This window comes from Ruegeria sp. G5 (genome assembly GCF_056533365.1).
Map to the genome: position 1 here is coordinate 133,870 of NZ_JBQFOK010000002.1, position 13,271 is coordinate 147,140.

General features: G+C 57.9%; 12 protein-coding genes. 11 read left to right on the top strand and 1 reads right to left on the bottom strand.

Translation table 11 applies throughout. The annotated features are described in order from the left end of the window. Position 1 precedes the first annotated feature (1 nt). Positions 2 to 1,708 (bottom strand): SulP family inorganic anion transporter, encoded by a 1,707-nt coding sequence (locus tag ACR0BD_RS03710; protein ID WP_480828962.1) that lies wholly within the window; start codon positions 1,706 to 1,708, stop codon positions 2 to 4. Between the two features lie 193 nt (positions 1,709 to 1,901). On the opposite strand from ACR0BD_RS03710, the gene ybgC reads away from it, so the two are divergent. From ybgC to ACR0BD_RS03765, 11 genes are all read left to right on the top strand, one after another. Further along, positions 1,902 to 2,309 carry a tol-pal system-associated acyl-CoA thioesterase gene (gene ybgC, locus ACR0BD_RS03715; RefSeq protein ID WP_480694711.1) on the top strand — a complete coding sequence of 136 codons (408 nt, stop codon included), beginning with the start codon at positions 1,902 to 1,904 and terminating at the stop codon, positions 2,307 to 2,309. Positions 2,310 to 2,420: 111 nt separating this feature from the next. Then, complete coding sequence (tolQ, locus tag ACR0BD_RS03720) at positions 2,421 to 3,116, top strand: protein TolQ (protein WP_480694709.1); 696 nt, start codon at positions 2,421 to 2,423, stop codon at positions 3,114 to 3,116. A gap of 1 nt (position 3,117) precedes the next feature. Next, positions 3,118 to 3,594 (top strand): protein TolR, encoded by a 477-nt coding sequence (tolR, locus tag ACR0BD_RS03725; RefSeq protein WP_480694707.1) that lies wholly within the window; start codon positions 3,118 to 3,120, stop codon positions 3,592 to 3,594. 9 nt (positions 3,595 to 3,603) lie between these two features. Then, the gene (locus ACR0BD_RS03730) at positions 3,604 to 4,704 is read left to right on the top strand and encodes an energy transducer TonB (RefSeq protein WP_480828963.1); all 1,101 of its coding nucleotides are present in this window, start codon (positions 3,604 to 3,606) and stop codon (positions 4,702 to 4,704) included. After that, positions 4,701 to 6,020, top strand: coding sequence for a Tol-Pal system beta propeller repeat protein TolB (gene tolB, locus ACR0BD_RS03735; RefSeq protein WP_480694704.1), 1,320 nt, complete (start codon positions 4,701 to 4,703; stop codon positions 6,018 to 6,020). Before ACR0BD_RS03730 ends, tolB begins: the two co-directional genes overlap by 4 nt. Positions 6,021 to 6,108: 88 nt before the next feature. Continuing rightward, positions 6,109 to 6,627, top strand: coding sequence for a peptidoglycan-associated lipoprotein Pal (gene pal / locus ACR0BD_RS03740; protein ID WP_480828964.1), 519 nt, complete (start codon positions 6,109 to 6,111; stop codon positions 6,625 to 6,627). Positions 6,628 to 6,631: 4 nt separating this feature from the next. Further along, positions 6,632 to 7,456 carry a tol-pal system protein YbgF gene (gene ybgF, locus ACR0BD_RS03745; protein ID WP_480828965.1) on the top strand — a complete coding sequence of 275 codons (825 nt, stop codon included), beginning with the start codon at positions 6,632 to 6,634 and terminating at the stop codon, positions 7,454 to 7,456. Then, positions 7,453 to 8,706, top strand: coding sequence for a tRNA lysidine(34) synthetase TilS (tilS, locus tag ACR0BD_RS03750; RefSeq protein WP_480828966.1), 1,254 nt, complete (start codon positions 7,453 to 7,455; stop codon positions 8,704 to 8,706). The genes ybgF and tilS overlap by 4 nt, the downstream gene beginning before the upstream one ends. 76 nt (positions 8,707 to 8,782) lie before the next feature. Further along, positions 8,783 to 10,699 carry an ATP-dependent zinc metalloprotease FtsH gene (gene ftsH / locus ACR0BD_RS03755; RefSeq protein ID WP_480694696.1) on the top strand — a complete coding sequence of 639 codons (1,917 nt, stop codon included), beginning with the start codon at positions 8,783 to 8,785 and terminating at the stop codon, positions 10,697 to 10,699. Positions 10,700 to 10,795: 96 nt separating this feature from the next. Then, positions 10,796 to 11,371, top strand: a complete 576-nt coding sequence (locus tag ACR0BD_RS03760; protein WP_480828967.1) for an MOSC domain-containing protein — start codon at positions 10,796 to 10,798, stop codon at positions 11,369 to 11,371. A gap of 186 nt (positions 11,372 to 11,557) precedes the next feature. Next, a complete protein-coding gene (locus tag ACR0BD_RS03765; protein WP_480828968.1) occupies positions 11,558 to 13,234 on the top strand; it encodes a formate--tetrahydrofolate ligase in 1,677 nt (558 codons plus the stop codon). Positions 13,235 to 13,271 lie beyond the last annotated feature (37 nt).

The window sequence follows — 13,271 nt, forward strand, 5'->3', positions numbered from 1 at the left end:
CTTACCCGGGAATACGGCTGGCGTGGTACGCGTCTAGCAGCGCCTTGTCTGACGTAAAGAAAGCGTCACTGCCAACGAGGGTCGTTACGCCATATCTATCCAGCTCTCGCCGGACCTTGGGTGTTACATGCATGAAAACCAGTTGAATGCCTTTGTCGGCCAACCTGCTTTGCACGTGGCGCAGCGTGTAGCCTGCGGTAAAATCGACATCATCCACCGCAGAAGCCTCGATGCAAAACCAACGGATGTCCATACTTGTATCCGCAGTTATCGCAGTTATGTCGTCAGCAAGTCGTTGCGCATTGGCATAGTACAGGCTGTGTGAAAAATGATAGATGACCAGCCCGGGTTCAAACTGGTTTGGGGCCGAGATTGATTTGGGGTAAGCACCGCCGTCATTTTTGTTTTTGACAAGGACGGTGTTTCTGGGTCGATATCCCCGGCGGGTGTGGTCGATCAGGGACAATACCATCGCGAATAAAATGCCTTGTTCGACCCCTACGAATACGACAACGGCCGCTGTTGCGATTGCGATCCAGAATTCGGATCGCGCCTGCCGGTAGATGGCCGCCAGCCCTTTCAGGTCGATCAACTTAATCCCGATCAGAAAGACAATTGCTGAAAGGGCAGCATTGGGCAGATAGGCCAAGGGGGCGGTCAGAAACAGGATCACTGCAAGTACGATCGCTACCGTGGTGAGCTGAGCAATCTGGCTGCGCCCACCGGCGCTGGCGACCATCTCGGTCTTGGTGGGGCTGCCATTGACCACGAAGGTTCCGCTGAAAGCCGCACCAAGGTTTGCCAGCCCCAACCCGACGAGGTCGGTGTTTTCGTTGAAACGTTCCTCGAAACGCGCGGCGTATGCACGGGAGGTTGCTGCGCTTTGGGCTAGGATGACAACGAAAATTGACAGGGCTGTCGGCAGCAGTTGTTTGAAAAGGTTCCAGCTCCAATCGACGTTTGGAAACGACAAGCTGGGAAGGCCTGCCGGTACCGGACCCAGCACTGATATCCCGTTAGCACCAAGTTTGAAGGCCCAGCTGCAAAATATGATGCCCAAAATCGCAATTAAAGGCCCCGGGATCTTGGCTGATACGCGTTTGCACACCAATACCGTGGCAAGAATTGCGACTGAGACCATCAGGGTCGGCATGCTGAATTGCTCAAAATGCAGCAATGCGCCGCGTAGCTTTTCGACAGTACCGTGCCCGGTGGCCTCGATACCCAGCATTCCGGGGATTTCTCCGACGGCGACCTGAATGCCGACGCCGGTCAGAAAGCCGATCAGGACGGTGCGCGACAGGAAATCCGCCAAAAAGCCCAATCGGACAAGGCGCGCTGCCACCAAAAGTACGGCTGCCATCAGGGCCAGTAACGACGCGAGCGCAAGGTATTCGGACGAGCCGGAAACCGCCATGCCAGCCAGGGCCGAAGCTGTTATGGCAGCCGTGGCTGAGTCCGCTCCGACGACGAGGTGCCGTGATGAGCCAAAGATCGAAAACAGCGCCATAGGTATCAGGATCGTGTACAACCCGGTGACGACCGGGGTTCCTGCGATCTTGGTGTATCCCATGACCTCAGGGATCGCGAGGCAAGCAAAGGTCAATCCGGCCAAAACCTCGGTTGGAAGACGGGATTTGTCCAGCGGCAAGACACCCTGAAGCAGGGGCAAAGCCATCGCTTTCTTGCTGCCGTCGTTTTGTGCCATTGTAATGTCCGTTCACTCACCGGCTGATTTATTGAACGTTATCGGCCATATCGCTGATTTTCGAGTGCGGATAACTGCTTACTTTAACTTTATGGTCCCGCAGGGATTGCAGCTCGGTTGCCGGGTATGCATCTGTTTGGGGTAGGGTCCGTCCTCGGCCTGCCGATCAGCCTGTTAGTAAGAGAGCCGCTCCATGACCCAAGATGCAGCCGAACAGCAAACGCACATTTACCCGGTCCGGGTCTTTTACGAAGATACGGATATGGGCGGTGTCGTTTATCACGCGAACTACCTGAAATATATCGAACGCGCGCGCTCGGATTATGTGCGAAACATTGGAAATGACCAGAATGCCATGCGCGACGCAGGCTTCGTTTGGGTCGTGCGCAGGGTCGAGGCAGATTACCTTGCAACGGCCAGATTTGACGACGAGCTGATCGTGGAAACAAAGATCGTCTCAATTTCGGGCGTCCGGCTGACGATGGCGCAATTGGTCAAACGAGGCGAGACCGAGATTTTCAAGGCAACTGTGACGGCTGTTTGCATGAACAATCAGGGTAAGCCGGTGCGTCTTCCGGCAGAGATTCGCGCATTGGTGTAACAATTTTCAGGATTGCAGTGGTTCTGTTGGCATTTCAAATCCAACTGCGTTAGCGTTCGACAAAACAAGGCCAAACCAACGGCCGTCAGGCAAAAACTAAAGAGCAGGTTCATGGAAGCTGAAACGCTGGCGCTGGCGCAGGAGATCGACTTCTCCATGTGGGGGCTGTATGCCCGCGCGACCTTTATCGTGAAATTGGTGATGCTGATGTTGATCGGCGCGTCGGTTTGGTCGTGGGGGATCATCATACAGAAGACAATCAATTACCGTGCAGCGCGTCGCGAGGCACAGGTATTTGATGAGGCTTTCTGGTCGGGCAATCCTCTGGACGAATTATTCGAACAGATCGGAACGCAACCCGACGGAAGCTCTGAAAAGATTTTTGCCGCAGGAATGATTGAGTGGCGACGGTCGCACCGCACAGATGGTGGGTTGATTGCCGGGGCGACCGCGCGGATTGACCGATCAATGGATGTGGCCATCGCGAAAGAGGCGGAAACGTTGCAAAAGGGATTGCCGATTCTGGCAACCGTCGGCTCGACCGCGCCATTTATCGGTCTGTTCGGAACCGTATGGGGCATCATGAATGCCTTTATCGAAATTGCCGAACAGCAAAACACCAATCTGGCAGTTGTGGCCCCCGGTATTGCCGAGGCTTTGTTGGCCACCGGTTTGGGCCTGTTGGCTGCGATCCCGGCAGTGATTTTCTACAACAAGCTCAGCGCGGATAGTGACCGGATCGTTGGCGGCTATGAGGCATTTGCCGACGAATTTGCCACGATCCTATCGCGCCAGTTGGACAGCTGATATGGGCGCCGCGGTTCAGCAACCCTCTGGCGGGAACGGTCGCAGACGTGGACGTCGGCGCGGGCGGGCCCAGCCGATGGCTGAGATCAACGTGACGCCCTTTGTAGACGTCATGCTTGTTTTGCTGATCATCTTCATGGTTGCCGCGCCGCTGTTGACTGTCGGGGTTCCGGTAGACCTGCCCAAAACCGCAGCCAGCGCATTGCCCGGCGATAACGAAGAGCCATTGACCGTCACGCTGACAGCCGATGGCCGTGTTCAGATACAGACGACGGATATCTTGCGCGAAGAGTTGATTGGCAGATTGCGCGCTATCGCGGCAGAACGGAGCAGCGACCGCGTGTTCCTGCGCGCGGATGGTGCCATTCCCTATGCGCAGGTTATGCAGGTAATGGGTGCGTTGAATGCGGGTGGGTTTTCCAATGTGGGCCTTGTGACCGACACTGGCGGCCCGACGCTTGACGAAGGTGGAGAGTGAGGCCGCACGGTGGACACCGGCACCAAGATCTCGGCAATTGCCCACGTCAGTTTGATAGGGTGGGCGTTTTTCGGCGGAACCTTCCGGTCCGAGCCGCTCCCTATGGCTGTGCAGGATGTGTCCGTAATCTCGGCTGAGCAATTCGCGGCTATGACCGCCCAGCAGGACGCGCCCGAAGTGCCGACACCTGCTGCTTTGCAGCAACCACAAGAGCCGGTCGAAGACGTCAACGCGCCCGAACCTGTCGAGGAAGAACAGACCATTCCTGATGTCGCGGAACCGGTTGAACCCGAGCCCGAACCTGAGCCCGAAGCGGTCGAGCCGCCGCCTGAGCCGGTCGTGATCGAACAACCTCCTGCGTTGGAGCCGCCCGAGCCTGAGGTTGCGGCGCTGCCGGTGCCGCCGGGCCCCGAGGCGCAGCCGCGGCCTGCCGACAAGGTCGCGCCCGAACCCGTTGCACCGCCGCCGCCAGAGGCCGCGCCGGACGACATCGAAACGCCGGCAGTTTCGTTGGACGAGGGGGCCGAGACTCAGCAGGAACAACAGGACCAGACAGCCCCCGAAGAAGCGACGGACGAGATCGTAACCGAGGCTGAAGAGGCTAAGGAATACGCCCCGCGCACGTCGCCACGCCCCCAAGTTAGGCCCCGGCGGCCATCACCCCCGCCGCAAGAGGAAGTCGCCCAAGAGCCAGAGCCCGAGGCACCGACGCCCCCGGCCGCAGATGAAAGCGCTATCCAAGATGCATTGGCCGAGGCGCTGGGTCAGGGCAGTGAACCTTCCGGCCCACCGCTGACCAGCGGTGAGAAAGACGCAATGCGCCTTGCCGTATCGCAGTGTTGGAACGTTGGTTCTTTGTCAACGGATGCGCTGCAGACTGTGGTCGTTGTCGGGTTTTCACTGACCCCCGACGGCAAGGTCGTAGGGGGTAGCTTGCGCATGATTGACAGCTCAGGCGGGTCAGCCGCTGCTGCAAGACAGGCATTTGAGGCCGCGCGACGCGCAATTCTGCGCTGTGGTGCGAAAGGTTACGATCTGCCTGCTGACAAATATGCCCAATGGCAGGATATTGAGATTACATTCAATCCCGAGAGGATGCGGATCAAATGATGAAACTTCTGACCAGCTTGTTGCTTGGCCTGACGCTGTTGACAGCGCCGGTTTACGCCCAGAACGGACCGCTGCGTTTGGAACTGGATCAGGGGATCATCGAACCCTTGCCCTTTGCGGTGCCCAGTTTCGTACCCGACGGTCCGGCAGCGGCGCAGTTCGCACGGGATATTTCTCGGGTGGTGGCAGATGACCTGACAGGTACGGGGCTATTCCGCGAAATCTCACCTGACGCTTTTATCAGCCGGGTCAGCAGCTTTGAGGCACCGGTACAATTTGCGGATTGGAAGGCCATTAATGCGGATGCTTTGGTGACAGGGGGTGTCAATGTCTCGGGTAACCGACTGACGGTGCGTTTCCGTGTGTGGGACGTCTTTTCCGGTCAGGAATTGGGGAATGGGCTGCAATTTGCGGGCACCACCGATGGTTGGCGGCGCATGGCACATAAAGTGTCGGATCAGGTCTACAGCCGGATCACGGGCGAGGGTGCCTATTTTGACAGCCGCGTTGCGTTTGTCTCGGAAAGCGGGCCGAAGGATCAGCGCCTGAAACGCTTGGCGATCATGGATTATGACGGCGCCAATGTGCAGTTCCTGACTGATAGCGCCGCGATCGTTCTGGCCCCCCGCTTTTCGCCCACCGGCGATCGGCTGCTCTATACCAGTTATGAAACCGGGCAGCCGCGCATTTATGTTCTGGACGTTGACCGCGTCCGCCGGACCGAGTTGAACACGCCGGGCGGCACCATGAGCTTTTCGCCGCGCTTTTCGCCTGACGGACGTTCTATTGTCTATTCGCTGATTCAGGGGGGGAATACCGACCTTTGGAAGATGGACCTGGCCTCTGGTCAAAGCACCCGTCTGACCAATACTCCCGCCATCGAAACAGCGCCAAGCTATTCACCTGATGGTCGGCAGATCGTGTTTGAAAGCGATCGCTCCGGCACGCCGCAACTGTATGTCATGCCCGCGAATGGGGGTGAGGCGACGCGGATCAGCTTTGGGCAGGGGCGGTATGGCACTCCGGTCTGGTCTCCGCGTGGGGATCTGATTGCGTTTACCAAGCAGAACAGGGGCCGGTTCCACATTGGCGTTATGCGCACCAATGGGGATGAAGAGCGTCTTTTGACCTCATCTTTCCTGGACGAAGGGCCGACCTGGTCACCCAACGGCCGTGTGATCATGTTCACCCGTGAAACGCAGGGTGCAAGCGGTCGTGCGGCGCTTTATTCGGTGGATATTTCGGGCCGCAACCTGCGCCCCGTTCGTACGCCGGATGGTGGTAGCGATCCCTCGTGGGGACCCTTACAGAATTGATCGCGGCGGCAGGTCGGAAAAGTTCACAAGAAACCTGCACTGTGGTACAGAGACGGCAATAAACAGATAACACAACGAGGCACTTGAGATGAACGTATTGGGCAAAGTCGTAGCGGTTGGCCTTTTGGGCGCAGTGGCTGCGTGTACAAGCAACGATCCGTCGACGCTTGGCGGTGGATTTGGGAATGGTGCGAACGGTGCAAATGGCGGTCTGGTCGCCGGATCGCCAAGCGATCCAACATCGCCGGCCTACTTCCAACAAACCGTTGGTGATCGCGTGCTGTTTGCCGTGGATCAGTCGACCTTGACGCCGCAGGGACAAACTGTTTTGCAGGGGCAGGCAGACTGGCTTTTGGCAAATCCTGACTTTGTGGCAACGATTGAAGGGCACGCAGACGAGCAGGGCACGCGCGAGTACAACCTTGCATTGGGCGCGCGCAGGGCGAATTCGGTTCGTGAGTACCTGATTTCTCGTGGTGTGGCGGGCACCCGTCTGAACACGGTTAGCTATGGTAAAGAGCGCCCGATCGAGATTTGCAGCACCGAGGAATGCTATTCCAAAAACCGCCGCGCGGTGACGGTGCTGACCGGTTCAACCTTGGGGTAACGTGATGAGAATTGCAGGATGGGTTCTGGCCGCGGTTCTGGCGGCCTCTGGCATGGCGCAAGCGCAGGATCAACAGACCCTGGCGGATATCCGTCAGGAGCTTACGGTGCTGCATGTTGAGATCCAGCGCCTCAAGCGTGAGTTTTCGACCACCGGGTCACCGGCGCCAAACCTGTCCGGCAGTTCTATTCTGGAGCGTGTGGACGCGATCGAAGCGGAATTGCAGCGTCTCACAAGGCAGACAGAACAACTGAACCAGCGCGTGCAAAACGTGGTGACAGATGGCACCAACCGAATTGGCGATCTGGAATTTCGTTTGGTCGAACTGGAAGGCGGCGATCTGAGCACGCTGGGCGAAACCTCGACGCTGGGCGGCGACACCGAGATTGCGGCGGCGACCCCGACGGCCCCAATCAGCCCGTCCGTTCCGGATCAAGGCGAACTGGCCGTCGGAGAGCGCGCTGATTTTGATGCGGCAGCGCAGGCTCTGGCCGAGGGCAACTTTCAAGCTGCGGCGGATCAGTTCGCGGTATTCGACACGTCCTACCCCGGCAGCCCTCTTGCGCCCGAAGCGAACCTGAAACGCGGACAGGCGCTTGAGAACCTTGGGGACACGCGCGAAGCGGCGCGCGCGTTTCTGGCCAGCTTCACCGGGGATTCTGAGGGCACTTTTGCACCCGACGCCTTGTTTGAACTGGGGTCCGCCTTGGGACGTCTGGATCAGAGAGATCAGGCCTGTATTACGCTCAGTGAGGTCGGCGTACGATTCCCAACTTCACCAGCGGCCTCCAGCGCATCACAGGAAATGATTGCGCTGGGCTGTTCTTGAGCACGCACGCCAACACCATCAGATCACAGATCCGAGCACGGCTACCGGCGAAGCTGCCACCCAAGATTGGGGTTGCTGTGTCTGGCGGCGGTGACTCGGTTGCCCTGTTGCACGCTTTGCATGACATTGCGCAGACAGAAGGGGTGACGCTGTTTGCAGCCACCGTAAATCACAATTTGCGCGAAGAAGCTGCGGATGAGGCGCGTTGGGTGTCACAATGCGCCCAAGATCTGGGCGTGTCGCATGAAATTTTGATCTGGCAGGGATGGAACAAGGCAGGAAATCTGCAGGATCAGGCCAGACAGGCACGGTACCGTTTGCTGGAAGGCTGGGCGCGTCGCCGTGAACTGGGTGCGATCGCTTTGGGACACACCGCGGACGATCAGGCGGAAACCTTCCTGATGCGCCTCGGGCGATCTGCCGGTGTCACCGGTTTGTCTGGCATGCCTTGGGCGCGCGATCAGGGTGGAGTGACGCTGTTGCGTCCAATGCTTGGGATCACACGTCAGCAACTGCGCGACTATCTGACAGAGATTGGCGGCACTTGGATTGAGGACCCCTCGAATCAGGACCGTCGTTTTGATAGGATTAAGGCGCGCGATGCCTTGGCTGACCTCGGTGATATCGGAATCACTGCCCAAACATTGGCCCGTGTGACTGACAACCTTACACAGGCACGTGACGCTTTAGAGCATTTTACGCAGGAATCCGCCCGAAACGTGCTGCAAGTGGATGGTGGCGATGTTTGTGTTGACCGAGGTGTGTTCAGCGCGTTGCCAATGGAAATTCAGCGCCGGCTTCTGATCGGTTGTGTCGGATGGATAGCCGGGGCCGGGTACCCGCCGCGCCAGGGGGCCGTTGATCAGGCCCTGGTTTCGATCCGTGACGGAGAAACCGCGACGATCCGCGGCTGCATTCTAATACCAAAAGGCCAGAAAACGTGGGTTTGCAGGGAGCTAAACGCCGTTCTAGGCAAAACCTGTGCCCCCGGCGCTATCTGGGATGGGCGGTGGATTTTGACTGGGCCAACGAGTGCCACGGCCGAAGTTCGCGCGCTTGGCGAAGACGGAATTCGGCTTGTGCCAGATTGGCGTGCATCGGGAAAACCACGTGGCGCGGCCTTGGCGACGCCCTCTGTTTGGGTGGGCACGGACCTTGTTTCTGCCCCATTACTGGGCTTTTCCAATGGTTGGCGCGCAGAATTGACGTCAGATGCGGCTGAGTTTCACTCTTCTTTTTTATCGCATTGAACCTGCTTGAATCATCTCTATTTTATACAGCAACCCGGCAGATCCCCATCTGCCGAAATCTTTTGGGAGATTTTCCTTGGGCAACGCTCGTAACATCGCCTTCTGGGTCGTTCTGTTTTTGCTGATCCTTGCACTGTTCAATCTGTTCAGCGGACCGGGTGGAACACTTCAGAGCAATGAAAGAACCTATTCCGATTTCGTGGCTGCCGCTCAGAATGGCGAAGTCAAAAACGTGACGCTGGATGGCGAACAGATTCGCTATACCACGCAAAGTGGTGCCAGCTATGTCACCATCAAACCCGGCGATGCCGAGGTGACCAAGCTGCTGATCGACGAAAACATCCCCGTTCAAGCGGTCAAGCAGCAGCAATCGGGTTTCCAATCGTTCCTGATCACGTTGCTGCCCTTCCTGCTGTTGATTGGTGTCTGGGTCTATTTCATGAACCGGATGCAGGGCGGTGGCAAAGGCGGAGCCATGGGCTTTGGCAAGTCCAAGGCCAAGATGCTGACCGAAAAGCATGGCCGCGTGACCTTTGACGACGTGGCAGGAATCGACGAAGCCAAGGAAGAGTTGGAAGAGATCGTCGAATTCCTGCGCAACCCGCAGAAGTTCAGCCGTCTGGGCGGAAAGATCCCGAAAGGTGCGCTGCTGGTTGGCCCTCCGGGTACAGGTAAAACGCTGCTGGCCCGTGCAATTGCGGGTGAGGCGGGTGTGCCGTTCTTCACCATCTCGGGCTCGGACTTTGTTGAGATGTTCGTGGGTGTGGGTGCATCTCGTGTCCGCGACATGTTCGAACAGGCCAAGAAGAACGCGCCCTGTATCGTGTTTATCGACGAGATCGACGCCGTGGGTCGCCATCGTGGTGCTGGCTATGGCGGTGGGAACGACGAACGCGAACAGACCCTCAACCAGTTGCTGGTCGAGATGGATGGGTTCGAGGCCAACGAAGGTGTGATCATTCTGGCAGCCACTAACCGTAAGGACGTTCTGGACCCCGCGCTTCTGCGTCCGGGCCGTTTTGACCGGAACGTGACCGTCGGCAACCCCGATATCAAAGGCCGTGAGAAGATTTTGGGCGTGCATGCGCGCAAGACGCCTCTGGGCCCTGACGTTGATCTACGGATCATTGCACGTGGCACGCCGGGCTTCTCGGGTGCCGATCTGGCTAACCTCGTGAACGAGGCCGCGCTGATGGCTGCGCGAGTAGGCCGTCGCTTTGTCACCATGGAAGATTTCGAGAACGCCAAAGACAAGGTGATGATGGGGGCCGAGCGCCGCAGTATGGTGCTGACCCAGGATCAGAAGGAAAAGACGGCGTATCACGAGGCCGGACATGCCGTTGTCGGCCTGACCCTGCCGCTTTGTGATCCTGTCTATAAGGCAACGATTATTCCGCGCGGTGGTGCGTTGGGGATGGTTGTCTCGTTGCCGGAAATGGATCGCCTGAACTATCACCGCGATGAGTGTGAGCAAAAGCTTGCCATGACCATGGCGGGTAAAGCGGCTGAGGTGATCAAATACGGTGAAGACCACGTCTCGAACGGCCCCGCCGGTGACATCATGCAAGCCAGCCAGTTAGCGCGGGCGATGGTGATGCGCTGGGGCATGTCGGACAAGGTCGGTAACATCGACTATGCCGAAGCGCATGAGGGCTATCAGGGTAACACCGCTGGATTCTCGGTCTCGGCCCATACCAAAGAGCTGATCGAAGAAGAGGTGAAGCGTCTGATCCAGCAAGGATACGAACGTGCACACCAAATTCTGACAGATCAGAATGAGGAGTGGGAACGTCTGGCCCAAGGTCTTCTGGAATACGAAACTCTGACCGGGGACGAAATCAAGCGCGTTATGAACGGCGAACCGCCCACCGAAGGTGATGACGAAGGCGACAGCCCGGATGAGGGCAGCGCACCCAGCGTCACTGCCATTCCGAAGACTAAGGTCAAGAAATCCCCACCAGAAGGCGGGATGGAGCCTGAACCGACCGCGTAATGACAAAACCCGGGTATATACCCGGGTTTTTTCTTTTCTTTGCCCCCTGACTGGCCTCTATTCACCTTTGGACCATGGAAAGGGAAAGGTATTGCTATGCCGGTTTTGCGGGAAACGGAATTCACGGGTGAAGTTGTCTGGCTGGGCTGTGTTCCAGCCGGTGACTCGATCCGTGCGCAAGCGGTCGACAGTTTATCGCTTGGATTTTCGGGCGTGGCAGGCGAACGTCACGAAGGGGTCAATCGCGCCTCATGCGTGCGCGTCCAAAACCTTTATGCGAAGGGAACGGAAATTCGAAACGTGCGCCAGCTGTCCGTGTTATCGCAAGAAGAGATGCAGGCAACCGCCACCGCAATGGGTTTGGAAACCCTCGACCCTTCTTTCCTTGGCGTGAGCGTCGTGCTGCGCGGGATTCCCGACTTCACGCATATCCCTCCGTCCTCGCGTCTGCAGGGGCCGGATGGTGTGACGATCACAGTAGATATGGAAAATCGTCCCTGCGTGATACCCGGGCGTGAGGTCGAGGCTGATTTACCCGGCCATGGTGCATCTTTCAAACCCGCCGCGCAGGGTCGGCGCGGCGTGACGGCATGGGTCGAAAAACCGGGTGCTTTGAAACTGGGGGATAAGTTGAAACTATTCGTCCCGGATCAACGCGCTTGGGCACCTTAAGATACAGATTTTCCTATGGGAAACGATCAAAGTTCCGTGACGCGAACCTGTAAGTGACTCTACGCCGTTTCACAGCGCGATTATGTCGGAATCTATATCCATTACATTAGTGCACAACGGTATGGATTGACCAGCACCGGGCTATTTGCGCCGGTTTGCACGGCATTCAATCAGGGATCAGGCCCAATGAGCTACAAATCCGACATCGAAATCGCTCGCGAAGCGAATAAAAAGCCGATTCAGGAAATCGGCGCCAAGATCGGCATCGAGTCCGCCGACCTGCTGCCTTATGGGCATGACAAAGCGAAGGTCAGCCAGGACTTCATCAACTCGGTTCAGGACCGCGAAGATGGTAAGCTGATCCTTGTCACCGCGATCAACCCGACCCCGGCGGGTGAAGGTAAGACCACCACGACCGTTGGTCTGGGTGATGGCCTGAACCGCATCGGCAAGAACGCCATGATCTGTATCCGCGAAGCCTCGCTTGGTCCGAACTTCGGCATGAAGGGCGGCGCTGCGGGTGGCGGTTACGCGCAGGTTGTTCCGATGGAGGAAATGAACCTGCACTTTACCGGCGACTTCCACGCCATCACCTCGGCCCACTCGCTGCTGTCGGCGATGATCGACAACCACATCTACTGGGGCAATGAATGCGACATCGACATCCGTCGCGTTGCATGGCGCCGCGTGGTTGACATGAACGACCGTGCTCTGCGTCAGATCACCGCTTCGCTGGGCGGCGTGTCGAACGGCTTCCCGCGTGAAGCAGGCTTTGACATCACAGTGGCGTCCGAAGTTATGGCGATCCTCTGCCTGGCCAACGACCTGAAAGACCTTGAGCAGCGTTTGGGCGACATCATCGTGGCCTACCGCCGCGATAAAACCCCGGTCTACTGCCGCGACATCAAGGCCGAAGGCGCAATGACCGTTCTGCTGAAGGACGCGATGCAGCCGAACCTGGTTCAGACGCTGGAAAACAACCCTGCCTTTGTCCACGGTGGCCCTTTCGCGAACATCGCGCACGGCTGTAACTCGGTCATCGCAACCAAGACCGCGCTGAAAGTTGCTGACTATGTCGTGACCGAAGCGGGCTTTGGTGCCGACCTGGGTGCCGAGAAGTTCATGAACATCAAATGCCGCAAGGCAGGTATCGCACCTTCGGCGGTCGTTCTGGTTGCCACCGTACGCGCGATGAAGATGAACGGCGGCGTTGCCAAGGCTGATCTGGGTGCGGAAAATGTCGACGCGGTTCAGTCAGGCTGTGCCAACCTGGGACGTCATATCGAAAACGTGAAGTCCTTTGGCGTGCCTGTCGTCGTTGCCATCAACCACTTTGTCACCGACACCGACGCCGAAGTGCAGGCGGTTAAGGACTATTGTGGTGAGCACGGCGTCGAAGCGATCCTGTCCCGTCACTGGGAACTGGGTTCGGAAGGTTCGGCCCCGCTGGCCGAGAAAGTTGTCGAAATCGTCGAAGGTGGCACCGCGAACTTCTCGCCCATCTACCCCGACGATATGCCGCTGTTCGAAAAGATCGAAACCATCGCCAAGCGCATCTACCGCGCTGATGAGGTACTGGCCGACAACAAGATCCGCAACCAACTGCGCGAGTGGGAAGATGCGGGTTACGGCAACCTGCCGGTCTGCATGGCGAAAACCCAGTATTCGTTCTCAACCGACCCGACCCTGCGTGGCGCGCCGGTCGGACACTCGGTCCCGGTTCGTGAAGTTCGCCTGTCCGCAGGTGCTGGCTTTATCGTGGTTGTCTGCGGTGAGATCATGACCATGCCCGGTCTGCCCCGCAAACCCGCGGCTGAGACGATCCGTCTCAACGATGAAGGCCAGATCGAGGGCTTGTTCTAAGCCGTTTTTTGAACCATCTCGTGGTCCGGGGATACCC

Bases quoted from the DNA above. Each gene is read 5' to 3' on its own strand.
- ACR0BD_RS03710 (WP_480828962.1), bottom strand. From the start codon at position 1,708: ATGGCACAAAACGACGGCAGCAAGAAAGCGATGGCTTTGCCCCTGCTT.
- ybgC (WP_480694711.1), top strand. From the start codon at position 1,902: ATGACCCAAGATGCAGCCGAACAGCAAACGCACATTTACCCGGTCCGG.
- tolQ (WP_480694709.1), top strand. From the start codon at position 2,421: ATGGAAGCTGAAACGCTGGCGCTGGCGCAGGAGATCGACTTCTCCATG.
- tolR (WP_480694707.1), top strand. From the start codon at position 3,118: ATGGGCGCCGCGGTTCAGCAACCCTCTGGCGGGAACGGTCGCAGACGT.
- tolB (WP_480694704.1), top strand. From the start codon at position 4,701: ATGATGAAACTTCTGACCAGCTTGTTGCTTGGCCTGACGCTGTTGACA.
- pal (WP_480828964.1), top strand. From the start codon at position 6,109: ATGAACGTATTGGGCAAAGTCGTAGCGGTTGGCCTTTTGGGCGCAGTG.
- ybgF (WP_480828965.1), top strand. From the start codon at position 6,632: ATGAGAATTGCAGGATGGGTTCTGGCCGCGGTTCTGGCGGCCTCTGGC.
- ACR0BD_RS03760 (WP_480828967.1), top strand. From the start codon at position 10,796: ATGCCGGTTTTGCGGGAAACGGAATTCACGGGTGAAGTTGTCTGGCTG.
- ACR0BD_RS03765 (WP_480828968.1), top strand. From the start codon at position 11,558: ATGAGCTACAAATCCGACATCGAAATCGCTCGCGAAGCGAATAAAAAG.